General features: G+C 41.2%; 18 protein-coding genes. 11 read left to right on the top strand and 7 right to left on the bottom strand.

Annotated elements, in window-relative coordinates:
- Window positions 1-4 precede the first annotated feature (4 nt).
- Complete coding sequence (locus FAZ15_RS14185) at window positions 5-1,327, top strand: hypothetical protein (protein WP_136901971.1); 1,323 nt, start codon at window positions 5-7, stop codon at window positions 1,325-1,327.
- Window positions 1,328-1,942: 615 nt separating this feature from the next.
- Entirely contained in the window at window positions 1,943-2,074 is a 132-nt protein-coding gene (locus tag FAZ15_RS22995) for a hypothetical protein (RefSeq protein ID WP_262709305.1), read from the top strand.
- Window positions 2,075-2,146: 72 nt separating this feature from the next.
- On the opposite strand, the gene FAZ15_RS14180 is transcribed toward FAZ15_RS22995, so the two are convergent.
- The gene (locus FAZ15_RS14180; protein WP_136901970.1) at window positions 2,147-2,449 is read right to left on the bottom strand and encodes a winged helix-turn-helix transcriptional regulator; all 303 of its coding nucleotides are present in this window, start codon (window positions 2,447-2,449) and stop codon (window positions 2,147-2,149) included.
- Window positions 2,450-2,670: 221 nt separating this feature from the next.
- On the opposite strand from FAZ15_RS14180, the gene FAZ15_RS14175 reads away from it, so the two are divergent.
- Window positions 2,671-3,036 (top strand): DoxX family protein, encoded by a 366-nt coding sequence (locus FAZ15_RS14175; protein ID WP_136901969.1) that lies wholly within the window; start codon window positions 2,671-2,673, stop codon window positions 3,034-3,036.
- A 314-nt stretch (window positions 3,037-3,350) separates the two neighbouring features.
- Here FAZ15_RS14175 and FAZ15_RS14170 read toward each other — a convergent pair whose 3' ends face one another.
- Window positions 3,351-4,547 carry an ATP-binding protein gene (locus tag FAZ15_RS14170; RefSeq protein WP_136901968.1) on the bottom strand — a complete coding sequence of 399 codons (1,197 nt, stop codon included), beginning with the start codon at window positions 4,545-4,547 and terminating at the stop codon, window positions 3,351-3,353.
- Between the two features lie 404 nt (window positions 4,548-4,951).
- On the opposite strand from FAZ15_RS14170, the gene FAZ15_RS14165 reads away from it, so the two are divergent.
- Window positions 4,952-5,143: a hypothetical protein gene (locus tag FAZ15_RS14165; protein ID WP_136901967.1), complete on the top strand. Its 192-nt coding sequence runs from the start codon at window positions 4,952-4,954 to the stop codon at window positions 5,141-5,143.
- On the opposite strand, the gene FAZ15_RS14160 is transcribed toward FAZ15_RS14165, so the two are convergent.
- The 5 genes from FAZ15_RS14160 to FAZ15_RS14140 form a co-directional block, all read right to left on the bottom strand.
- Complete coding sequence (locus FAZ15_RS14160; protein ID WP_162304950.1) at window positions 5,140-6,558, bottom strand: TlpA family protein disulfide reductase; 1,419 nt, start codon at window positions 6,556-6,558, stop codon at window positions 5,140-5,142. The genes FAZ15_RS14165 and FAZ15_RS14160 overlap by 4 nt on opposite strands.
- A gap of 97 nt (window positions 6,559-6,655) precedes the next feature.
- Window positions 6,656-8,128, bottom strand: a complete 1,473-nt coding sequence (locus FAZ15_RS14155; protein ID WP_136901965.1) for a RagB/SusD family nutrient uptake outer membrane protein — start codon at window positions 8,126-8,128, stop codon at window positions 6,656-6,658.
- A gap of 11 nt (window positions 8,129-8,139) precedes the next feature.
- Window positions 8,140-11,763: a SusC/RagA family TonB-linked outer membrane protein gene (locus FAZ15_RS14150; protein ID WP_162304949.1), complete on the bottom strand. Its 3,624-nt coding sequence runs from the start codon at window positions 11,761-11,763 to the stop codon at window positions 8,140-8,142.
- 222 nt (window positions 11,764-11,985) lie between these two features.
- On the bottom strand, window positions 11,986-13,140 hold the full coding sequence (locus FAZ15_RS14145; RefSeq protein ID WP_136901963.1) for a FecR family protein: 1,155 nt from the start codon (window positions 13,138-13,140) through the stop codon (window positions 11,986-11,988).
- A 104-nt stretch (window positions 13,141-13,244) separates the two neighbouring features.
- Window positions 13,245-13,856, bottom strand: coding sequence for an RNA polymerase sigma factor (locus FAZ15_RS14140; protein ID WP_136901962.1), 612 nt, complete (start codon window positions 13,854-13,856; stop codon window positions 13,245-13,247).
- Window positions 13,857-14,981: 1,125 nt separating this feature from the next.
- Here FAZ15_RS14140 and FAZ15_RS14135 point away from each other — a divergent pair.
- The 7 genes from FAZ15_RS14135 to FAZ15_RS14105 all read left to right on the top strand — a co-directional run bounded on the left by FAZ15_RS14135 (window position 14,982) and on the right by FAZ15_RS14105 (window position 25,873).
- A complete protein-coding gene (locus tag FAZ15_RS14135; RefSeq protein WP_136901961.1) occupies window positions 14,982-16,175 on the top strand; it encodes an ATP-binding protein in 1,194 nt (397 codons plus the stop codon).
- 612 nt (window positions 16,176-16,787) lie between these two features.
- Window positions 16,788-17,387, top strand: coding sequence for an RNA polymerase sigma factor (locus FAZ15_RS14130; RefSeq protein WP_136902090.1), 600 nt, complete (start codon window positions 16,788-16,790; stop codon window positions 17,385-17,387).
- Between the two features lie 176 nt (window positions 17,388-17,563).
- Window positions 17,564-18,676, top strand: coding sequence for a FecR family protein (locus tag FAZ15_RS14125; RefSeq protein ID WP_238387262.1), 1,113 nt, complete (start codon window positions 17,564-17,566; stop codon window positions 18,674-18,676).
- A gap of 309 nt (window positions 18,677-18,985) precedes the next feature.
- Window positions 18,986-22,237, top strand: a complete 3,252-nt coding sequence (locus tag FAZ15_RS14120) for a SusC/RagA family TonB-linked outer membrane protein (RefSeq protein WP_238387261.1) — start codon at window positions 18,986-18,988, stop codon at window positions 22,235-22,237.
- A gap of 25 nt (window positions 22,238-22,262) precedes the next feature.
- Window positions 22,263-23,693, top strand: a complete 1,431-nt coding sequence (locus FAZ15_RS14115; RefSeq protein ID WP_136901958.1) for a RagB/SusD family nutrient uptake outer membrane protein — start codon at window positions 22,263-22,265, stop codon at window positions 23,691-23,693.
- A 13-nt stretch (window positions 23,694-23,706) separates the two neighbouring features.
- Complete coding sequence (locus FAZ15_RS14110; protein ID WP_162304947.1) at window positions 23,707-24,444, top strand: DUF4843 domain-containing protein; 738 nt, start codon at window positions 23,707-23,709, stop codon at window positions 24,442-24,444.
- 10 nt (window positions 24,445-24,454) lie between these two features.
- Window positions 24,455-25,873, top strand: coding sequence for a PKD-like family lipoprotein (locus FAZ15_RS14105; protein WP_162304946.1), 1,419 nt, complete (start codon window positions 24,455-24,457; stop codon window positions 25,871-25,873).
- Window positions 25,874-25,903: the final 30 nt, after the last annotated feature.

Raw genomic sequence — 25,903 nt, 5'->3', positions numbered from 1 at the left:
TGTTATGAAAAAGTATTATTCAGTACTCTTGATTTTTTCGCTGATCGTGATGGTTAGCTGTCAAAAAAATGTATTAGAGGACCGGGATCCCCTCGCATTGAAGGTGTCGGAAAAAATTGCGTCGCTCGGAGGCAGGTCGTCCGCGGCAGACATTACGGACAATTTTCAGATCGGTGTATTTTGGCCGCCGACATATGCCGATGTAAACGATACCACGTTTAGCCATTTAGCGCAAGGCAATGTAGATATTTTACAATACGTTATCACGTATTCAGAAGCGGAAAATCTATTTATCCTCGATAAATCTGCAGACCACGGATTAAGGTCTATTATCTTTGATGCAAGAGCCTATGGTACTGACGCTGATATTGCTGCGATGGTAGCTGCCTATGAAACGCATCCCGGACTCGCTGGATATTATATTAAAGATGAGCCGAATATGCCTCAGCTAGATTGGGCTGCAACTATTTACAATAAGATATTAAGTCATGACAGTTTCCACTTGCCCCATGTCAATCTTTTCCCGGATTTGGTGGTTCCATCGATTTTGGGCCCCATCAACTATGAAACCGATTATGTACAAGCTTGGATTAACAAAGTTGGCGCGAGCAATTTGAAATATCTTTCCGTTGATGTATATCCGTTTCGTGCAGATGGCTCGTTGTTAAATGCGTATTATACCAACTTAGATATTATCCGGAAGTTGGCCATCAACAATGGAGGTATCAAGACCTCTGCCTACTTACAGTCCATTGGGATCACTGGGCATTATCGTAGGCCCAATGCCGATGAGCTGAAATTTAACGTGTATTCCATGTTGGCTTACGGGATCAAATATCCCGTATGGTTTACTTATTTTACGCCTATCAATCAAGGCGAGCCATTTACCAATGCAGTTATAGATTCGTTGGGCAATAAAACAGATCTGTACACACCCTTTCAACAATTAAATAAGGAAATGAAAACCTTAGGAGACCGCTTGATGAGGTTACAATCCTATAACGTTTACCATTCAGGCACATCCATACCCGCCGGTGTTGAGGCGCTACCCGCTTTACACTATATAAAGCCTACAGATTCTTCTGCCGAGTTATTGATCAGCCACATGAAGGATTGGTCTGAGGGAGGTCGCAATTACGCGATGCTTGTCAACAAGTCGCTTACCCTTTCTAAAACATACACATTTCAGATCGCGGGTTGGATCACCGATATGAAAGAAATTTCCAAAGTGGATGGTTCAGAAATTCCGATTTCCATCTCAGGTGGTACCGTTACGTTAACGTTGCAACCAGGAGAAGGTAGGTTGTTCGCCTTCTTACCCTATTAGTAAGATCCACGCTCGTCAAGATCGATTTAGGCCATAAACAGCAACTGAGATTGCATCCGTTGGTATGAGTTTCCCAAATTATGGGGTCTATAATCGATTTGAACTAACAATTCGTAGACGATCACTTCTGAACTTCTGATTAATAAAGAGCCTGCGCTATATTTTATTTTTAGTGCGGGCTCTTCTGTACCCTACGCTGATTGATACCTACAAGAATTAGTAAATTTCTAAATCAAAAAACTTTTATTGAATAAGCGAAACGGCACCCAGAAAATCATGGAACCGTAAAGCTGTTGATAAACAAGGAGCTGTCCCTGTCTACACGGACGAGGCTGCATTGCGCTTTCATCAGTTGTTTTGGGTTGATCCCCTGTTACCATCGCCCAAAAGAGCGTTATTAACCGCATATGTTACACGCGTAAACATACCCTATTCCGGCATTAGCTGCCAATTATCTACTACACTGGTCAACCGCATTTCGGGAAGAAATGCCTGGCCGATACGGATCCCTCAACCGCATTCCCTGTGAGGCAAAACCGAAATGCATAAAAAGAATTACTGGTTTAAAACTTTATAAAATAAAGCTCGCATTGAGTTAAAAGTGTATGATTATTTATGATGGGTTTAATTTTCACTTCGCAAGCAGACGAAATTGTTTTATCCAACGATCCGAATTATGACTTCGAGGGTAAAACTGTTGCACAGGTTATCGCTGACGGGGCTCAACATATCCTTTATAATGTCTAACCAATTATTTAACTTCTCGATTTTGCTTCGCAGAGTCATTCGGAGTTCCTCAATGGACAGTTTTGTAAACTGTCAGGTTTTTATGCGATTGTCGACATTTTCCTCTCCCAAACTCGACATCAGAACGAGTATATTCTCTAAGGTCTTTCCCTTATCCGATAGTTCATACTCCACTCGCGGTGGAACTTCCGGATACGCAATCCGGTTAATCAGGCCATCCTTCTCAAGTTCCTTTAGCTGATTAATTAACATCTTTTCAGATATTCCAATCACCTTTCTTTTCAGTTCACCGTATCTTAGTTTACCGTTATCCAGCAAAAACCCCAAAATACTTAGCTTCCATCTTCCCGACAATACCGAAATGGCATAAGCCATACCGCAATTAGTTTCTAAATTGTTTTTTTCTGAAAGTGTCTATTTCTCAAAGGCCATCAAGAACTTTCATGCCTGTTGGTGATTCAATGGATCATGAAAGTTTTGTTAATCGTATTGCTGGAGGTTTGTTTTCGCATTTCTAACTTTTTTGTTAGTACCTGATTATTTGGCAGGTACTTGTCTATTATAAAAGTACACAATACTTTAGCAAAAAAAAGATTATGATTATACAAATTATTCACTGGACCGCATTTACTTATTATGTATACCTATTCGGTTACGCAAGTCTTTTCAAAGTTTTCAAGAAACAAAGCATGATGGATGGGATGAAAGATTTAGGGTTCAATGAAAGTTGGACTTTATTTATTGGCTATGCCGAACTTTTAGGTGTGGTAGCTTTAATCATTGGCATATTCCATCATGAATTAAAAAATGCTGCTGTAATATGGTTATTCCTTTTTGCTGTCGGAGCCTTAATGGTTCATTTTGCACATCATGATTACCAATATTATTACAGTTCATTGTTCGGGTGTATCGCCGCTGTAGTAATATTATATACCGACAAACATTTTACGTTAATTTTATAATGAAGCTCCATTTATATTTATCCGCGGGCGTATTGAAATTCTTTTTAATTGTTATTTTTAGGAAAGCGTCATATTGCATGTAAATTAGAACGCTTATTTGATCTTCTCCTCAATGCAGACGTATCAGAAGATAAAGTAGTAGTGAGGGAAAGAGAGGATGTATACGCAGCTACTGGGTACAAAAAAGGGAAATCCTCTAACGTTTCGAGGACTTTCTCCAAGCGATCTTCAAACTGAAACACTATTTTTTCGCCCCAGCGTTCCATCAGTTGCGAAGTCACGGATTCATAAGTATCTTCTGCCTCCGGTGTCTATTAGTACAAAAAACCAAAGAGCCATAACGGGATCTTATGATGAAAACCGTGCGTAATGTCGTCTGAAGCAACATATGCCCTGTCAACTCCTTTAATCTGTTTTTCTGTTTTATCTTTACCACCAATTTCAAAGGTATATTGATTGTCCACTGTAAAATCTCCCTGTTCGGCATAGCTAAGGTCGTGCGCATACCCAACTTGGTTAGCAAAAAACGTTTCACGTAGATTTCCGCGATTCGCATTTTCCTTTGCCAGCAAATAAATAAGATTCGTGTTTTCGAGATAAATTTTCGATGGCTTTTGCAACAGACTGATTCCTTCCCCGTATTTGAAAAGATTCGTGGTTAAATCTATTTCATCCAGATAGTGCAGATAGGACAACAAGGTACTTCGGTTAATCCCTATCTTTTCACTTATCTTACTTACGTTGGGGATGAAAGGTACGGATTCCGCAATGATCGTTAGCAGCTGTTTAATTTTAGCCACATAAGCGAGGTCTATCTGCCGCAATAGCGGCAATTCAATCTCCAGCATCATATTTAATACCTCTCCTAAACGCATAAAATAGAGATCGGGTTCTTCTTTATAGTAGGGATAATAACCGTGTTGAAGATAGTTCGAAAAATGCTGGAAAGGCTTGATCTGTTCATTTACTTCCCTAGCTTTTTCTGTATGTTGAGCCAATAAATCGACTAAGGTTATCCGTTCAAATCGAACACCTGTTTCGATAGCCAGATATTCCCTAAATGAAAACCCCTGCATAGTATAGATCACAGCCCTTCTACTAAGATCTGCCCATGCATTTAAGATTTCTAATAAGGACGACCCCGTAAAAACGATTTTCAGTTCAGGATAGTCATCGTATATATTCTTCAATTCCTGCGCCCAGCCATCATATTTGTGCACTTCATCCAGGAACATGTATTTCCCTCCCTTTTGTTCGAATTCTTTAACCAGCCCAACTAATGAATTGGTGTTGAACCATATCGTATCCAAACTTACATACAACACTTCGTCTAATCGATCAGACAAGTGCAGCTTGATATGTTGCAGGAGCAAGGTTGTTTTGCCGATGCCCCGAGCTCCTTTTATACCGATTAACCTCGCATTCCAGTTGACTTCTTGCATTAGACTACGCGTGAAATCAACACTTACATGCCTGAGTTTTCGTTGAAATAATTCTATTAGCGCTTCCATTTCGTTCACCGTAATAAACAAATATAACAAATATTGTTCATTACAGTAAACAAATATTAGAAAAATCGTTTATCGTGATAGACAATCACAAAAAAAAATGAAGCTACGTAATAAGAATAAAGCGGTGCTCGTGACTAGTCTAAAAACTGTAAGTCCAGAAATTATTAAAGCACGGGCACCGTTACATTTAACCAAACGACCGCGGAAGGCAGTTTTATTTCTGACTTGTACTCAAGTCACACCCGGGGTTCGGCAGAATCTATCAATTGCTTCCGGATTAGCACATGATTGCAATAGTTTAGTAAATTCAAAAATCACTATTCCGGAATTATCTACAATTGTAGGCATTAACTTGACGGAGCATTTGCAGAAGAATATAGCGACTTGACAGAAATGTTGCAACTATGGGACAGAAAAGAATAGCTGCTTGTAACACAGTTTATTTTACAGTCTCTTTAGCGCCGACTTTGCCCGGGTACCCGACAAAATTCCCAAACCTGTGGTCGGTAAACCTGTCCAACGACCAGCGAATCACCGCACCACTTTTTTCACTCGTTTTGGCGGTTGATGGTAGCAACCTCTTCAACTATGCCTAACCTTCATTCAATGCTTCTTTTATCTTCTCTGCTGTAATATCCTGACTTGGTCTGGGCGCATCATTGTCAACGATTTTTCCATCTTTGCCAATAATAACGTAGCGTGGGATACCGGTGATATTGAAAGCCTTTGCTATAGGTGTATTTACACCTGAAGTAGCTTGGGATAACAGATGTATACCTTCTATCTTATCATCAGCAATCGCTTTTTTCCAAGCATCCACTTTACTGTCTAGACTCACATACAGAAAGACCACATCCTTATTATCTTTAAATTTTTCATGCAACTTGGGGCTACCATTTTTCATTTCATGTCGACAAGGAGCACACCAGCTCGCCCAGAAGTCAAGATAGACCACTTTTCCTTTAAAATCCTTCAACGATACGTCGTTGCCTTCCAAACTTTTCAATGTGAAGTCTGGGGCCATTTTTCCTGTCGCTAAATTCGTATAATCGTTGTATTTACTCATTAACGCTTCCGCATCTTCAGGTTCAATTTTTGTTAGATAACTATCCATCAAAGGTTTGAGCGTAGTCACATCCTTGGCCTTTCCCAACGCACCACTTATAATCGATACAATAGCCATGCTCTTCAGCTTGGTTGGATATTTACGCTCTACCAAACTCAACTTCAAGGTCTCATCTGCCTCATTGGTAAAAGTGCTGTCCAATTTCCCTTGCTTCAACTTTTCTTGGATCAATAAAAAATAAGGAAAAATCCCCTTCATATATCCAGTATAATCAGAATTTGAAAACAGATCATCCGTTATTTTCACCTCTTTTTCTAAATCCCAGTAACCCTCAGGAATCGATTCAGAGAGTTTTTTACCAGACTGCACAAAAAAACTTGGCCCATAGGTGGGTAAGTTTAGTTTTTGATATTGAAAAGCAATAGACCTATCTTGGTAAAATGCGGGGCTTACTTTTTCTTTATTGGCTTCCAACACATCTATTTGAGACTGTCCAAGTTTTAAATAGGTCTCAAAAAACTCCGTTGGACTCAACATACGCGTACCAATCTCCTTCTCCATCTCTTTATAAGTAGCCGTATATGCGGTCAGACAATCAAATAGTACTTGGGCATTCTCTTTTCCCTTTCCAGAAAATTTCGTTTGTTTATCAAGGTCCGTTATCACAGTAAGTTGATCTCCTTGTTCAACAAACAAAGAGAGGCTCCACTTAGTGGGTGCATCAATACCCAATTTCAATATAAAAGGGTGTTCTTCTTTAAAACGAAGTACAACTTTGTTTTCCTCATCCGGTTTTGCAAAGAAAGTCTTTCCATTGGGACCAGACACCCACATCGAATCTATTTTCGTCGAAGTGGTCTTAACAGTAATGGTACTTTCCTTTAATTGTGCACATACAATTCCTACTGATAGCGATAGTAGAAACGTGATCATTATTTTTTTCATTTTCATCCTATTATTTTTTTCTTATTTATTGTGTGTATGAACTCAATGGTATACAATGCGCTCGTTACACTCGGTCTGTCAATTGTTGAGGAGAGATCTATGGATTCTGATCCAGATCAGGGTTTGCTGTCATAATGTATTGGGGGAAGCGAAACTTCAATCGCTCCGGCTTTAATGGAAATGATTGGACTATGTTACCAGCTGCATCGTACACATGATGTGCCATACCAACAGTCGATTTGTAATCCTCATCGACAGAAAGGCGTCGCATATCCCACCAGCGTTCTCCTGCTGTAGCAAACTCCCTTATCCTCTCCTCCAATATGTATTTGGTAAGTGCGATCTTGTCTGATGCAATATCCGCCGGTATATTTGCTTCATCTGCGACATCCTTATTCATCCTTGTCTTTCGGAAAGCCACCAAATCGGTAACAGCACCTGCAAGATTATTGGTACGAGATTCACATTCGGCCTTTAAAAGATGGATATCGGACACATTTACACCCATATTGTTATATCTTCCATAACATCTCATCATTCCGGATGGATATAGAACCCCCGTAGGTGGAAAAGGTGAACTGTTAAAAAAATTAAGACGCAAATCTGTGTTTGCATACAATGCCGCTGTTTGCGGGCTAATCGGAATGCCGGACATGATATAACTATACAGATTAACAAAACTCTTCAGATATACTACTTCTTTATCAGTATCCAGATTGAAACGATTGGGACCGGTAAAAGGATTTATAGGATAAAAAGCTCCACCTTCGCCAAATACATCATTGAAATCATACAATCCAATGGTAATACCGGAACCCGACAGATTGGTGAGTGCCGAAGTCAATAATGGCAAAGCTTTATCAAATTGATGCATATAGACATAGGTCTTCCCTAATATCGCTTCTGCGGCGGCTCTTGACATGCGGTATCTACTGATAATCTGAACGGGCAGGTCGGAAATCGCTTCGGCCAGATCGGCAATAATCAGATCATATGCAGCCTGAACAGAGGATCTCGTAAAGGTAGTCTGTGTCACGTCGGCTACGGTCACCAAGGGAATGCCCAGATCTGTACCAGCGGTAGCGGCATGATAAGGCTTGCCATAATAATTGACAAGCATAAAATGTACCCATGCCCTGCCAGCTAGCGCTTCAGCACGCAAAGCCTTCTTTTGTGCATCATTGCCCTCTTTGGATTCCATGACCTCATTGATCACCTTATTGTAGGTGTACAGCTGCCGTTCCAGCAGGGTCAATTCGGTCGCATTTTCTGTTGCCAAATAAATATCGTCCTCGTATTCAAAAGCTTTTTGATCCGTCACAGTACCGATTCCGGATCCTACAGCATACATGGGTGCATATCCTGCTAGTTCATCTGACATCACAATCTGCGAGGATAATGAAACCCTATTGAGCGCAGGATCATTCAGCAAACGCTCATAATCGGATGTCTTGGTGGCGATAGCGACCCCTTTTGGTACAACTTCAAGAAAATCCTTCTTACAAGACGTTAGATTGATCCCGAGTAAGCTGATGATGACTATTTTTATAATGCTATTCTTGTAAAACATGGCTTTTGGATTTATAAGGTTAAATGAACACCCACATGAACTGCACTTTGCCCCGTTGGAAGATATCTCGTACCAAAGCGTGCATCGTGGAACTCAGGGTCTATGTTATAGTCGTTGGCTTTCCAAAGCATGATATTGGACATCCCTGCCCGTATGCTCAAGCTTTCGGCTTTAATTTTGCTTGCAATAGACTTCGAAAATCTATATGTCAGTCCGATATCCCTGATCTTCATATAGGAGGCACTGACTACATTTGTATGGCCAAATCTATAAAAATCGGTATTTCGCTTCGCATTGTCAGCGATTGATGCATAGCCTGGAATATTGGTTATATTCTCGTCGCCTGGCTTCTGCCAGCGATCGGCAAATTCAGCGTGAAGATTTCCGCTTTGAAAGTTCTGATTGCCAATAAATCCATAACCATTGGTGGATTCGGTATAGGTACCGTTGACATCGCGGAACATGACATGGCCAAGATTGTAGATGAGATTGACATTGAGCGAGAACCCACTGTACGTAAATGTATTGGAAAATCCCCCATTCCACTTTGGTTGGAATACGCCCTTAAACAACACATCATCTGATTTGGGCAGCTCTGCGTCTTCTATACCTAATGAAGAACTGCCGTCGGCGAGCTTTACCAATGGATTGCCCTCAGCATCCAGACCTGCATAATCATAGGAAAAAAGAGAAAATGCCGGATAGTCTGATAAATACTGCGCATTGATCTTGTCGCGTCCTGTACTCACAGCTGTTAACAAATTGATCTTGGTGATTTTATTTTCATTATACGCGAGTGTAAAGTTACTGCTCCATTGGAAATTGGGAGAACGAACATTGACCGAATTGATCGACGCTTCTATCCCTGTGTTGGAAAGATCTCCAACATTACCTACGATGGTCGCAAATCCTGTAAATGGATTGACTTCCAACGGACCGATCAGATCCGATGATTTCTTTTGATAGAAATCCAGGGAACCATTTAGGCGGTAGTTCAATACAGCAAAATCAAGCCCTATATTAAAGGTTTTGGTCTGTTCCCAGGTTAGATTTTTGTTGCCGGCCGTGACCACCCGATACCCCTGTCCTCCAGGCACAAAGGCGTTGGTAACAGGCCCCAGCACATCCTGACTGGCACTTTTCCCCGGTACAGGTGAATTGCCACCGATGCCATAAGTAACCCGGACAGCCAGGTCATTGATGCTGCTTATATCCCTCAGAAAGATCTCATTGCGTAGGGTCCATTTTCCACCGATGCTCCAAGCGGGCTTGCGTTGTGCCGATTTGTTGACACCAAAAAGGTTACTTTTATCCTGTCTCCAGCTGGCATTTACCGTATATCGTTTGTCATACGTATACCCCATATTCGCGTAATAGGACCTGAATCTTAACACCGATTCGTGGTCCTTAAAAGGTGCCTCATCTCCAAAAAGGCCCGCATTATATCTGGCATTTCCACCCAATGTCGGAATAATCCCGCCTGCTATCCCAGTGGTCGCCAAGGCATTGTAATCCAGCAGTGAAGATGATTCGGCATTGATATCAAAGCCGTATACCGTGCTGCTGGTGATGATATTTTTCTGTTCCTGGACTTCATATCCGGCTAATGCATTGATTTGATGGAGCAAATTTTCGGAAGTGTAATCGTATACCAACTGGTTTCGTACCGTCCAGTTTTCCTCCGTCAGATTGGATGTGCCATATCTGCCACCCGTATTGGGTAAATTATATTTGATAGTCCCGTTATTATTCTGGGCAAATCGAAGCAACATTATATTTTGATTATAGTTGGTATTGTCATCATAGTTGATCGTACGATTCGCCCCTCTGATGTAACCGAATATACCTTCATAACGCAGTCCTTTGTAAAGATCAACGGTGATACCGGATGTAAGGCGAGCGATCAGCGCATTGCTCTCAGTCGTACCCGTTGCTTGATTGGTAAGGGGACTATAGCTCAGGTCCCGTCCCGTCAAAGCTTCAATATCGGCAATACTCTGTGTTGGCAAATAGCCCATATAAGACATATCTATATTATCTCCGGAAGCATCCCGAAACAACTGATAGGGTAGAAATCTATTATCTGGTGACACAGCGCGATTTGAAGCTGTCCGTCGATTGGTCAGGTCCGCAATAAGGTAAGCCTTGAGAAATTTATTAAAAGAATAATCATGTCGGGTATTTATCTTAAACGTATTGTCCCGATTACCAGGCACATAACTCTGATCCTTATTGTAGGCCAAGGAAGTATAATTAGCATATTTTTCAGTCCCTCCAGACAAAGAAAGTGTATGGTTCATCAGCATTTGCGGACGATAAAAGATATCCCTTATCTGACGTAGGTTGCTGATAGATCCTAAACTGTCCAGTCTTGTATTTCTTGTCGATTCCGAAATCAATCCACGGGCATAGTCCCATTCGATTTGCCGGTCAGGGGTATACCCGGTGTTCCCTAAGACGGGTGAATAAATAGGATTGTATGTGAAGTTGACCGGATCAAAGGTCTCTTTGGAGGCCTGTATATATCCCCTGCTATCCAATACCGGAAAATAGTCGATCTCTGGTTTTCCCTGAAAACTGACAAAGGCGTCATAATTGACTTTTATCCGGCCTGTACTCCCCTTCTTTGTCGTCATGACAATCACACCATTTGATGCCCGTGCTCCCCAGATAGAAGATGCGGTAGCATCCTTCAACACGGTGACATCCTGCACATCCTGCGCATTTATAAAAGAAATATCAGGGACTGCTATCCCATCCACGACATATAAAGGTGCGGCATTGGTATAATTGGCTGTAGTCGGTAAAGTCGTCAGCCCTCGAATCAGAAACTGCTGCTTACCGGACGTAGGCGAGTTGTTGATCACCAGTCCGGGTATCAGTCCATCCAACCGCTGGATGATATTGTTGCTGGTCGGTCTATTGGATAGGATTTCCATATCGGGCTTCGAGAACGAACCGGCACTTCTCTCTTTTGAGATGTTCTGGTACCCCGTATTGACAACTACTTCCTGTAGTGCTCCCGAGAGCTTGAGTTGGATCGTCCCGAGATCCTTCGCTGCTTTAATAGGATAATCTTCGTAACCGACATAAGAAATAGCAATAAATGCGTCTTTATCGACATCGCGGAGCTGAAACTCCCCGTTGCTATCGGTGACGGCGGCGACCTTCCGACCTTTGACTGTCATGGAGAAATCGCCTGTCTCTTTATTTTCAGAAGAGGTGCTCAGGACAACAGCAATAGTAGCCCCCTGAAGAGGACGACCCTCCGGATCTACTACACGGCCACGCACATCGATCGTTTGAATCTGTACTGCTGACTTGCTGACCGCTGCCGGTTTTTTTGCACGGACAGTGACTGCCTTATCCTGCAGCGCAAACGTTAAAGGCTGATCTTTGAAAATCTGGGTCAACACCTGATCGACGGATGCTTCTCGGACCTGTATCGTCACGGGATTGGCCGTGTGAAGGAGCGCACTGGAGATAAAAAAATCTACACCGCTCTGCAAACTTATTTTGTCGAATACTTTTAACAGTGTTTCGTTCCTTTCATTCAGGGTTATTTTTTGTGCATAGGTGACTGCACGAACCTGAAACATGGTTATCAATATGAGCGCAATGGTAAGCTTCATCATTAGTAATAATTTAACAATAGAATATCGGAATATCTTACTGTTCTTAGTGTATAATTGGTACATTTGCCTAGGTTTTAGCGATCTGTCTTTTCATTTTCGACGATGGGGCGGACATTTCGCGATTGGTTAATATGTGATGATTTCATGTATTAATTTGAACCAATCCAGGATTCTGTCTTACAGGATCCTGACTTTTTTTGGGTATATTTTCTTGAATCTGTATTATCTAGTCACAATAATTCTCCTTTCTTCTATTTTAAATTGAACAGATCCAGATGCCTCCTCTATCATGCGGAGCACCTGACTTAAATTTTTGTTGCGTGAAATCCGTCCACTAAAGCCTCCCTCTGGCAGGAGATCCACATCTTGTATATCCATATCGTACCAACGGGCTATTTTTCGCATGATACTGCCCATATCTTCCTCTACAAACTTAAAATAACCGTTCTTCCAGTCCACGACTTGATCGATATCGACTTTTTGTATGCGTATTCCATCATTCTTGACCTCCGACTGTTGCCCCGGCTGTAGTACATGGATATCGGATTTATGCAACCCGGAAACGCCAACAGAACCTTCTATCAGTGTCGTTTTAACAGCCGGCTCATCCGTATAACCGTTGATATTGAAATGGGTACCTAAAACAGTTACTCTTTGCTTGTCCATCACAACTATAAATGGCCGCTTTTTGTCCTTAGAAACTTCAAAATAGGCTTCTCCTTTCAGGAAGACTTCACGACTATGCGGATCATCGAAGGCCGGAGAAAAACGGATGGAAGATGCCGCATTAAGCCACACTTTGGTCTTATCCGGTAATATCACTTGATATGTCCCGCCTCGGGGGGTACTGACAGTCTGTACGCCCCGTGATGACGGCTCATCACCTGATACCTCGGTACCGTCTCCATATCTCCACACTCCCCCATCGAGCACTAATGCATCTTTTGAACCGCTCAACGAAATTGTCTTGCCATCGCTATTTGTAATCATAGCTTTGTTAGAGCCCGGCAAAACATCCTGTGTGACTACAGTATGTGTATCTTGCTTGCGACCGGAGGGATGATAGAAAAATAAAGCAGCGATACCTAAGCACAATAATACAATGGCAGCAGCCCCATATCTAAGCCAATGTATAAATGGGTATCGCTCTTGGGCATGAGAAATAATTGCTTGAAAGCTGCTATCTTTAGCGTCAGTGCCTGTCATATCAATAATATCTCTTGGAGGAAGAGTTTGGTATATATCGGTCAATGCTTCGTCTATCAGATCCTGCAAATCGGCATCATGAAGTGCATTTTTCAATTCTTGCAGTTCGATATCACTTGAGGTATCATTTACGTAACAACGCCATAAATAGATTAATCTGTCTTTGTCCATTTTCGGGTTTTTATGAGGCAACTATTATTGACTCGAGCATGCAATTAACGATTTCGCATTTTATTACAAAGACGAATCAAAATGAACTTCGGGGGTATTGGTTACTAAAATAATTTGAAAATAGTCAATAGGACCATCAGGTCAGTCCTATTTGCCAATTGTTTGCGTAGATTCTTAAGAGCAAGCTTCATGTAGCTCTGCACCGTCAGAACAGATAAATTCAGTCTCTTGGCGACTTCTTCGTATTTTAAGCCCTCTTGATGGCAGAGCTCATAGACCTGTTTCTGTTGCCTGGGCAGCAATTCGATGGCTTCTTGTATAATCTGTTGTGTCTCTTTTAAAATCAGGCTTTCCTCTGTTTCGTTGTTTGCTTCTGACCAATCTTCATGATAATGTCTTGCGGCCTTTATTTCCAATTTGGCCTTTCTCAGTAGATCCAGCGTCCTATTACGGGATATGGTGACCAAAAAGCCTTCCAGACTCTTTACATTTTTGAGCTTATAGCCCTGTCTCCAAAATTTTAAAAAGGTTTCCTGTGTAACTTCCTCTGCAAGTACGTCGCTTTTCATCAACCGTAGGACGAATGTATAGATACGGCTGTAATAATGGTCGTATACGAGGCCAAAGGCCTTGACATCTCCCTTTGCAATCTGCGCAAGTAACAACTCTTCATTGGCGAGTGCTCGGGATACCCTATATGCTGGTGTATTATTCAAAAGGAAAGCGCGCTTTTATCCATATTAAATCTGTGAAGACTACTTATAATCAATAATTTTAACTGTACTATTGTCAGAAGAAACCTTTTTCAAAGTCACCAATCACCAAACCTCAAACCAAATTTAATAGTCTTATTGATATCTAGGCCTGTAATCCCTGGCTAAGGTAAAGATACTGATTATTCCTTCCTGTTACAATGATATGTCCGCAAAAAGATAATCCTCGTTCGCAGCAAATCGTTGTTTATCGGCACAATGAAGGCACTTTATTACTGCAAATCAAAATAGAATTATTGTCTTTCGTTTGTTTCAATCAACCAATTAAAAACGTTCCAGTGTTTTACTCCGCTTCGATCTTGCGTAAATCCATCTGTTGTGAGCAAATATTTTGGATAATTATCCTTGATTGTTTCCAACGGTATAGCTCAAACAGGGTACTTTTGCCGCTTCTACGTAAACCACTAACAACTTTTATGAGATCTTTGTCTTTGTAAGACATAAAATAAATTAGCAATATGTAGAAAAAGATAATTACCGCAGCTAGCCTCACGCTAGCTGCAGTTTCCTAACATGTGCTACATGTCTCCTATATCTGATCGAGCAACAAACCACTTCCCATCCCTTTTCTGGCGCATTGGCACCGCGCTAGAATTGGGACCTTTACAAACCTAAAGGCTAGAGTTGGAGCGGCCGGTAGTGGGGTTGTAGTTATACTTTAAACTCAACCCAAATATGACAAAAGTTATAATCACACTTATAACTTTTGTTATAGATTACTAAAATCTATCAATCCCAGTAAAAGCTGCAGCATACTGCCACGCGTCACGAGCCTGGATTGTTACCGCGGAAGGCAGTTTATGGTAAAGAAATCTGTAAAAGTTATCCTGTATATTACTCAAGTCACACCGAGGTTCAGCAGAATCTATCAATTGCTTCCGGATTAGCACATGATTGCAATAGTTTGGTAAATTCAAGAATCACTATTCCGGAATTATCTACAATTGTATGGATGAGCATCAAAAGGCGCTGAAGCTTATTTTGCAGTTTATAAACCTTAAAATAGAGTAAAAATTGCAGTATTGAAACTGCAATTTTTACCTATATTTGCAGTATACAAACAACAATATGCAAACATTACTCCATTTCCAAGATATTTTATTACATAGTGTAACTAACGAGTTCAGAAGATATCTCCATGATAAAATCAACTGGAATCAGCATATGATTGGCATTAAAGGCCCTAGGGGCGCCGGTAAGACAACGCTGTTATTGCAGCATCTCAAATACGGCCTAGGCCCGATCAAAGAAAATGCTTTGTATATTACGGCTGATCATACTTGGTTTTACAACCACACATTGCTTGATACGGCAATGGAGTGGTATCAACAGGGAGGGTTGGTGCTCCTGATCGATGAAGTACATAAATACCCAAACTGGTCGAGAGAACTAAAAAACATTTATGATGGCATCCCTCAGCTGAAGGTTATATTCTCCGCTTCTTCGGCATTGGATATTTATCGTGGGCAGGCAGATCTTAGCCGCCGGGTAATTAGCTACACACTGGCAGGCCTTTCTTTGAGAGAGTATCTGATGTTTACCGGTACTGCTAATTTTCCGGCCATATCGCTTCAAGATATAAAAAATCATCACCGTGAAATCACACTGGACATTACCTCGAAAATAAGACCCCTTTCTCGTTTTGCCAAGTATCTCCAGATAGGATACCTCCCTATTTTCACAGAAGGGGAAAGTGAATATTTACCAAAGCTGGAACAAGTAATAAATGCTGTGGTGGATACAGACTTAGCTTATATTGCATCTTACAATTCTGGAACAGCAGCGAAGGTAAAAAAGCTGTTGGGCGTCATAGCTGAATCGGCTCCTTTCAAACCTAACATCTCTGCCCTAGCGGGAAAACTTGATATTTCCAGAGATCGAATTTTAGAGTACGTATATCAGCTTTCTGACGCCCGTTTATTGAATGTACTTTCCGTACAAGGAAAAGGTGTATCGAGGTTGCAGAAACCGGATAAAATATTCCTCGAAAACACCAATCTCTCTTACGCTATACATACACAGCCTGACCCAGGAAATATACGGGAAACTTTTATGCTGAATCAGCTAATCAATGCCGAATTGCAGGTATCCGAACCGGAGACAGGTGATTTTCTCGTTAATGATATTCATGTTGAAGTGGGCGGTAAAAACAAGACTTCAAAACAGGTACGGAATACAGACACTTATCTCATAGCCGCCGACGATATTGAGACAGGCTTCGGTACAAAGGTGCCGTTATGGCTGTTCGGGTTTTTGTATTAGACTTACAAGCGAAGATATGTTCTTCATCTTCTTTGAAAGCATTGCTTGCTTCAAGTATCCGATGCATGGTGTCCATATCTTCTCCCTAGATCGTTGGGCTAAATCCCGTAAGTAAAAAAAAACATTAACACTTTCCTTCTTAAAACTAAACTTTTTACATATTTGTATTTCCAGCAGTGAAACTTTTCATTAATTTATCTTCCTATGAAAGAAATTGCTTTGTCATATTCAGGCTAGTTTCGATTGAAATTCCAGTAGTAGACTTTCCATAATTGCTTTTTGTAAAAGCAATTTTACTTATTTTTCGCTTTTACAGTGAGCATTTTTAGATGCTAAACAAAATATTGTACGTACTGCACGTCAGAATAAGAGTGGAATTGCAACTTAAAAGTGGAATATCACTTACCGCTTTGCTAGGTAAATGGATTATACCACCGTGGTGCTTATTGTACTACGGTGGTAAACACAGATTGGCTTACTTCGGAGCTGCCTCGAGGTCGTCATCCTTCCTTACAATGACGCATTTTTTGTGGGTATGCATTTTTGCGATGCCAAAATATCTTGCCTTCGTGCTTTTAAACCATAAGTTTGTACTGTATATTTGTAAGACGGATGGTCAACAATAATCACACTGATGAAAAGTTTTTACTGCTTCGATTGAAAAACGGTGATGAGCGTGCATTTGAAATTCTATACAATAACTATAAAGTTCGGATTGCAGGAAATTTGTTTAAATTACTGAAATCTGACGATCTGGTTAAAGAAATACTGCAGGAACTCTTTGTCAAAATATGGGAAGTGCGAACACAGATTGATCCCGAAAAATCTTTTAAATCTTATCTATTCCGTATAGCGGAGAACCTGGTACATGATTATTTTCGAAAAGTAGCAAAAGACAAACGTCTATTGAATAAAATAGTCGCTTCGAGCTCCGAGCTCTATCTTCATATTGAGGAGGATATGCTGACTAAAGAAGATGCTCAAAAATTGCATGAGGCCATAAACCTGATGCCCCCTCAGCGCAAAATGGTCTTTACCCTTTGTAAATTAGAAGGGAAATCTTATAAAGAGGTGGAGGAGATTATGGGGATCAATGTTAAAACCATTAGCAGTCATATGCTGCAAGCAAACAGATTTCTAAGGACCTATTTTAGAGATTCTTCTGCTCTCACCATTTCTGTAGTTCTAGGTGTTTTATTCAAAGGCCTATGATTTTGACTGTTGTTAATAAAAATTAATTGTTAATTTTTTATTAACAGACTAAGGATTTTTTTACTTAGCTCCGTATTAGCTGTAAAAATTGAGCCGTGGAATCATCTGATCAACTTCGTATTTTATTTAATAAATACCTCCAAAACTTGTGTAGTCTTGAAGAAACACAACGTTTGATGGATTATTTTGAACAAGACGAAGATAAGGATCGGTTAAAAGACCTCATCATCGAGGTTCTAGAAATTCAGGACGAGCGCTATGAAACCAATCCTGCCATTGCTGAAGTATTAGCAAAGGTTGACCGGGATTTGTTCATTCAGATTCAAGAAACACCGCCAACCATACCGGACCGTAAAAATAAAACACTTAAACTCTGGTTTAAAATTGCCACTGTTGCTGCATCGTTGGTCTTAATATTTACAGGGATTTATTTTTTCAATCACAGACCAGTAACTCCTTCGGCTATTGTCAAGGTTGAGGAACAGGAAATTAATCCAGGCGACTTTGGCGCTACACTTACTATGGCAAATGGCAAGAAGATTAGCTTAGCCAGTGTATCCAAAGGAGAAATAGCCAGAGAATCGGGAATCGTCATTACAAAAACAGATGATGGTAGACTGATGTACCAAATTGATGAAAAGTTATATGATCCAAATGCCATTAACACTTTGTCGACGGCTCGTGGAGAAACATACCAGGTGACTTTGCCTGATGGTTCTCGTGTTTATCTTAATGCCGCTTCAAGCCTCACCTATTCAGCCTCCCTGCTTCAAAACGGAAAACGTGTGGTTAAACTGATTGGCGAGGGATATTTTGAAGTAGCAAAGGATAGACGACACCCATTTATTGTAAAAACAAATAAGCAGGAAATAGAAGTATTGGGCACACATTTTAACATCAGCAGTTATACAGATGATGAAGTAGAAAAAACTACCCTATTAGAAGGAAGTGTGAAATTATCTGCATTGGGTAATTCCAAACTATTAAAACCTGGGCAACAAGCCAAGCTGTCTGGTGGTAAAATAGCGATTGTTGAAACGGATGCTGATCTGGTAGTTGCCTGGAAGAACAACGAGTTTGTCGTTGAAAGTGAGCACATTGAAGCCATCATGAAAATGATCGAGCGCTGGTATAATGTTGAAGTCATCTACATCGGCGAAAAAACCAGGGAACGATTCAGCGGCAAGGTATCAAGGTTTGATAATCTGTCAAAAGTGCTTGAAATCGTAGAATCAACAGGTGAGGCACATTTTGATATCAAAGGACGAACCGTATATGTATCAAAATAAACTAAAATATGAATTAACTGAATACTAACCTTAAATTCAACCAGATGAAAAGAAAACTACACTAGCTGAAGAGCAATGAAACGAAACCAGGCCCCGACTTGCCATCAGGACCTGGCAGAAGTTTGGAACATTCAATTAAAAATCAACGTTAAACTGCAGTCCTCCTTACGGTCCAACGCAAAAGAGGCTGCTTAACCAAACTGACAACTAATGTATCAAAAATCAAGGATATTTGGTATGCCTAAAAGGCTGTACCTAAAACTATTTCTTACTATGCGCTTAACTACCGTACTAATAATAGTATGCTTTATGCAGGTAAATGCGTCGAGCTTCGCCCAAAAGGTGACCTTAACCAAATCGAATGCTTTACTTAAAACTGTATTTAAGGAGCTGAACCAACAAACAGGTTACAACTTTTTTTATACGGACAATTTATTAAAAAATTCCTCTCCAGTAACTATCAACGTTAAAGACGCTGATTTATCCGTTGTCCTTACGCAGATTTTTGACAGGCAGAACCTGGATTTCGTCATTCGCAACAATACTGTGGTCATCAAAGCAGGCACCCCGGTGAGCAAAGCAAATACCCTGGTTAATCAGGAAATCATTTCTGGCTTTGTGGGCGATGCCAAGGACCGTAAACCAATTCCAGGAGTTACGGTGTCCATTAAAGGCACGGAGTCCGCTGTCCAGACTGATAGAAACGGAAAATTCACCATCAGTATCGCTACAGATGGTGAATCTTTGGAATTCAAATTTTTAGGTTATAAGACCGTGGAAGTACCCATCTCAGCCAACTCTAACTATACCATTTATATGACGAAGGAGCAGGTAGCGCTGAATGAGATGGTAATTACCGGCATGGTCGATAAGAAGGTTAGTACCTATACAGGAGCAGCAAAAACCATGACTGCTGCTGAGCTTAAGGCTGTAAATCCGGTGAATGTATTTGCCGGTATTGCCGCCCTTGATCCATCCTTCAGAATTATTCCCGACAACAAAATCGGAGGGAACATCAATGCGCTTCCCGAGGTCACCATGCGTGGACAAACATCCTATCCCACCCTTGGGGCAGAACTCGCTGGCAATCCCAATATGCCTTTGTTTATTCTAGACGGATTTCAGGTTACACTACAGGCTATTGTAGACTTAGACATGAATCAAATTGCCTCCGTCACTTTGTTAAAGGATGCTTCGGCTACGGCGATGTACGGTTCCCGTGGGGGTAATGGTGTGATGGTTGTTACAACGATCCTGCCACCAAGAGGAAAAGTAGAAATTTCGTTAAGCAACAATTTTACTTTATCATCTCCTGACCTGTCTGTTTATAACATGCTGAATGCAGCAGAAAAATTGGATTTTGAGCGACGTGTAGGATTCACTGATAGCTATAGGGGTGATTTCATCAATGCGGAAAGGTATAAAGCGGTGGTAAGCGGTGTAAATACCGACTGGAAATCCATTCCTGTCCAAACAGGGATCAACAACAGAACCAACCTGTCTTTACGGGGTGGTGACGAGTCGCTGACCTTTAACCTAAGCTTTAGCGGAAATATGTTACAGGGCGTGATGAAGGGACAGGACAGGAAAAATTATGCCGGAAGTTTTACGCTGAGTTACAGAACGAATAAACTGACATTCCAAAATAATACCATAGGAACACAGGTTAATTCCAACGATTCCCCTTATGGTTCATTCAGTCAGTACCTGGATTTGAATCCTTACTGGAAACCTTACGATGAAAATGGGAATGTTAACAAATACCTGGAAAACATCAATACAGGCTTCGGCGCAACAGGAGTAAGCTCTGTTGTATTAAATCCATTGATGGACATTACTTACAATACCATTGACAATAGAAATAAGAATTTTAATTTAAGGAACAACACTACTGTTCGTTACGATGCCAATAAATCCCTATGGTTTAATGGCAGCCTGGGCATCACAAAAGTGAACGGGACGATAGACAACTTCTATTCAGCTCTCGATAGCAGATTTAATGGGGTCGCAGATTTAAGTGCGCGGGGTACCTATTCCATCGACAACAGTACCTCCTTTACCATGGACGGAACAGGATCGGTAAATTACAACAAAAATTTCGGGATGCACGGTGTTACAGTCTACGCAGGATTCAGGCTCGCAAGTACACAGTTTAATTCCTATGCCGTCTCTACACAGGGTTTTCCTTTTGATCGTTTAGATAACATCCTGTTTGCCGCGCAATATTTAAACAGCAGGCCTACAGGAACCGAAAGTACACTTAACAATCTTTCTTATACCGGAAGTGCCAACTACTCTTATGATAACCGGTATTTTACAGATTTCACCTATACTAGAGATGGCTCTTCAGCTTATGGAGAAAACAATAAATTTGGTAATTTCTGGTCTGCAGGTTTAGGATGGAACATCCACAATGAGCAGTTCCTGAGGGATAGCGAAACTATCAACCTGTTGAGGCTTCGTGGCAGCTACGGTTCTACCGGCACATCTGTACAGGATCCTTATGCAGCACAATTCAGATATAATTTGGGCACGAGTACAGGCTATTTTGGCGAAGTGGGTGCTTTCCCGGGCGGACTAGGAAACCCAAATTTGAGCTGGCAACAGGTCTTGAAGTCGAATGCTGGTATCGCTTCTGCATTTTTTAACAGCCGTTTGACTTTCAATGCGGAGTTTTATAATGAAGTCACCCAGAATGCCCTCACTACAGTTTCGCTGGCACCTAGTACTGGCTTTCCCTCATATACTGAAAATTTGGGTAAAATCCAGAACAGGGGATTGCAGTTCGACCTGGGTTACACCATCCTATCTCAACCTCGTAAAGGCTTAAAATGGAATGTTTCTGTGAATGCAGCAACTAATAAATCTGTGTTAAAACAAATTTCGGAGAAATTGAAAGCCTTCAATGCGGCATTGAATGCCAATAATGCCGATCAGACTGTTGAAAATGCACAGTTTATTGAGGGCAGGTCAACAACGGCTATTTATGCGGTGAGGTCGTTGGGTATTGATCCGGTTACCGGTCAGGAGGTCTATCTTAAATTAGATGGTACCCCAACCTTTGTTTGGGATGTTAATGATAAGACCTATGTTGGTGATAGCCGACCGAGGTGGACAGGAGCTGTAAATTCAAATTTTCTATATGCTGGTTTTGCCTTCAACTTTAGCATCAATTATAACTATGGCGCTGATCTTTATAACAGTACGCTGTTAAACCGTGTGGAAAGTGTTGATGCGCGCAACAATGTTGATCGAAGAGCATATGACCTAGGCTGGACCGGGCCTGGTAGTGTAAGTCCGTATCGGCGGATTACTGGTGGTGTACCAACACCAACACAACTTACCTCTAGGTTTGTTCAGCGTGATAACAACATTCAGCTCAGCTCCGTTAATTTAAGCTATCAGTTCAAAACCCCATTTACTAAAAGATTGGGCTTGCAGAATCTGACCGTTAGCGCAACAACGAATAACCTGGCCAACTTCAGCACCATTGAAATTGAACGTGGTACAGACAACCCCTTTGCCAGAGAATATACATTTGGTCTGAGTGCAAGATTTTAAATTCAAAAGACAAATTCATATCCCAATGAAAAGAACAATATTAATAATAGGAATTCTGTCAATAGTTGTGGTGTTTTCCAGTTGTAAGAAATTTTTGGATGTAGAGCCCAAAACAAATTTATCTGAAGAACAGCTGTTTACGTCAGAAGTTGGTTTTCAGCAAGCTTTATCAGGCGTATATGGCCAGCTGGCCAGTAACAACCTATACGGCGACAACCTTTCTATGGGCTTCGTTTCTGCGCTGGCGCAAAATTATTCGACACTTAATAGCAACGCCGACGTTGCACTTCAACAAACACAAGTCCTGAACTTTGCTTCAGCGGAAGTCGCGGGGTATACCAATGCCATTTGGTCTGCCAGTTACGGTGCAATTGCCGCAGCAAATAAAATAATCGCAAATACAGAAACAAGCCGGTCTGTGCTAACCGATAATTCATATGCACTGCTGCGCGGCGAGGCTTTGGCCTTAAGGGCATTTATACATTTTGATCTATTGCGCATGTTCGGTCCTGAATATACGGCGGGTGCCAATTTAAAAGCCATCCCTTACAAAAAGGAAGTCAATGAAAATGCAGAAATCCCATCTACAACTGCAGATGTAGTCCAATTTGCTTTAGCTGACCTGAAACAGGCAGAAGATTTGCTGTTGCAGGCTGATCCGATTGTCAGCAGTGACTTACGAAGCAGGAGGAACAAACTGAATTACTATGGCGTAAAAGCACTTGAAGCAAGAATCAAATTGTACAGTGGTGATATGGACGGTGCTGCTGCTGCCGCAAATGTAGTGATTAATTCTACCAAATATACATTTGTTACTCCGGCAGCGGCCGGAGCGGTCAGCACCGGATTGGTAGTACGTGACCGTCTATATTTCAACGAGCAGGTGTTTATGATCAGGGTTAGGGATATATTGCCTACCGTACAACGATATTTTAGATTTAGAGGTGCCTTAGGACAAACCCTTACACGTACTTCTGCTAACTTTGCTACGCTGTATGAAACCACATCGGGGGGCGGTACAGATATCAGGTTCCTTTTCCGCCTTGAGCAGGATGGAGGAAACTTGTTTCCCTCTAAATTCTGGCAGGCCTCTACTGCTACAACGCCGATTACCGACAACTTACTGGATCAGTATGTACCTGGTATCCGCCTTGCCGAAATGTATTACATCCTGGCCGAAGCAGCTTCAACTCCAGCCATGGGTGTTGAATATTTAAATACGGTGCGCCAAAACAGGGGGCTTTCTAATCTGGCAACAGACATTACGGCTACCGCACTTACAGCAGCCATCACCAAGGAGTACCAGAAGGAATTTTATGCGGAAGGGCAGTTGTTCTTTTATTATAAACGTATCAATTCTACAAGAATGCAGTTTGGTCCAAGTATGGCCCCAGAGCAGTATGTGCTCCCAATCCCAGATGCTGAACTTCAATTTAATCCGAATTATGGAAATTAATCACACTCGTATTATGAAATACATATTATATGCGACGATGGTCTTCTCCCTTTTTTCTTGTAAGAAAGAAGCGGTAGAAACTTATCAAGGAAAAGATGGTGTTAGCTTTTTTGCTTACACCTATCAACAATTACATACCACAGCGACAAGAAGTTACTCTTTTGCGTTTCAAAAAACTGTAAAAACAAGGGATACCATGTATATACCCTTGAGGCTTACCGGAAAGCTGTCCGATCAGCCACGTACTGTATTGCTAAAAACAGCTGAGGGAACGACTGCAACGGCGGGTGTAGATTTTGAGCTAAAAGAAGTGACTATTCCGCCTGGCGTCTCCATGTTTAACTATCCCCTTGTACTGATCAACTCTGTTGGAATGGCAAGCAATGTTTATAAAATCGTGTTGGAGCCGGCAGAAACCAAGGACTTTACGCTAGGTACTTTAGGCCAGACACCTGCCAATAGCGTTAATCAGGGTACGGAGGAAAACTTTAGATATCTGACGATAGAGGTATCCAATATGTACACCAGGCCTGCTTATTGGGATATTCTAGATGCGGATTTCGGAGAATTTAGCGCCGAAAAATACAAATTCATGGTTAAAGTACTGGGTATAACTGATTTCTCTTACGAGAATATCGGGTTTGACGGTTATCTAAACTTCCCCGTGACGCTGAGAAATGCACTAGCCGATTATGAAGCTGCAAATGGTCCACTGTTGGATGAGAACGGTAACGAGATTTCTTTCCCTTAACTTAGATATTATGCATTTAAAACATATTTTTAAGCTTAGCATGATTGCAGCAATCATGCTAACATTTGCCTGTAGTAAAGATAATAATCTATCTAAATACGAGCCAATTAACGACATTAAGATTACCGATGCAACAACAAGTTTTACGATACCTCAACTGGATTCGCTGATCATTACTCCAACATTAACAGAAACAATGCCTGCAGGTGATTCATTTACCTACAGTTGGACAATGGATTCCGAAGTAATCGCTGATTCCAAAAATTTGCGCATAAAAGTGACCTTAAGTCCAGGTACGTATTTGATAACTTATAAGGTAACCAGTAATAAAAATGGCATTTATGCGCTACAGCGTTATACCGTTGTGGTAAACGGAGTCTATCCAAATGGCTGGTATGTGGTCAATAGCAAGGATGGGAAAGGCAAGGTTTCTTTGATCCGGTCGGATGATGTGATCTTTGACAATCCGATGGAAGTGGCCAATAATAAGACCTATTCGGGAAAGCCATTAGCCTTATATAATTTTGGGAAAGGTGGTTTCTTTTATTATTTCACCGATCAGAATGTGTATCGGTTTAACATGAACGACTGGCTCGAGCTTGGTGATAAAAGTTCTATACTTCCGAATTTGGCTACACAGCTTCCCTTTAAAAGTGCACCGGTATTTATTTTGAACACCTCGAAATTTGACCAGTTCATTGTTGCGGATGGCGGCTTATATGCTGGCATCTCAGGCTCGACTTCAGACGACATTAAGCCTTTCAGCCAACGCATTCCCGGCGATTATGACTTATTCCCGGGTGTGTTTCCTAACACGTATAACCTAACCTATTTTTATAATAATGCCAACATGCGCTTTATGCGAATGGGTATTTTTTCAAGAATTCTGGAAGATGCACCTAATACAACAGGCTCGTTTGACATAGCAAATGTGGGAAGAAAAATGATTGCGTACGATCGTGGCATGTCAACGCTATTTGAAGAAGAAATTGAGTGGTATTTCATCATGGACGATAATGACGGCCGTTACTTAATGTCCTTGACATATGATCCCTTTGGCAATACCCAGCCTGGGGTTAATCAAGAAATGGTAAATAGTCCTGAAATTGGTAGCGCAACTAATTTTGCGACTTCCTCCATCTTAAAACAACTTTATTATACTGTTGGCAATAGGGTGTATTTGTACGACATACTTGCAAAATCAGCACGCCTGATTTACACTTTCCCGGCTGGATACGTAATCAAGGATATCGAGATGTTGCGTAGCACCAGCAAACAACTTGTGATCGGTGTCAACAATGGTGCGGCGGGTGAAGTATATTATTTCAGCATCAATGGTCAGGGAGAATTCAGCAATAGTACTTACGATAAGAAATTTACGGGCTTTGGTGAAATTGTACAAATTGCTCCTGCGAGAAAAAACCTATAGGCTCCTTATTAGATTTAAAGAAGATTAATA

The organism is Sphingobacterium olei, assembly GCF_005048855.1.
Taxonomy (GTDB): domain Bacteria; phylum Bacteroidota; class Bacteroidia; order Sphingobacteriales; family Sphingobacteriaceae; genus Sphingobacterium; species Sphingobacterium olei.
The sequence above is the reverse complement of the archived record's forward strand: the minus strand, read 5'-3'. Positions and strand labels throughout refer to the sequence as shown.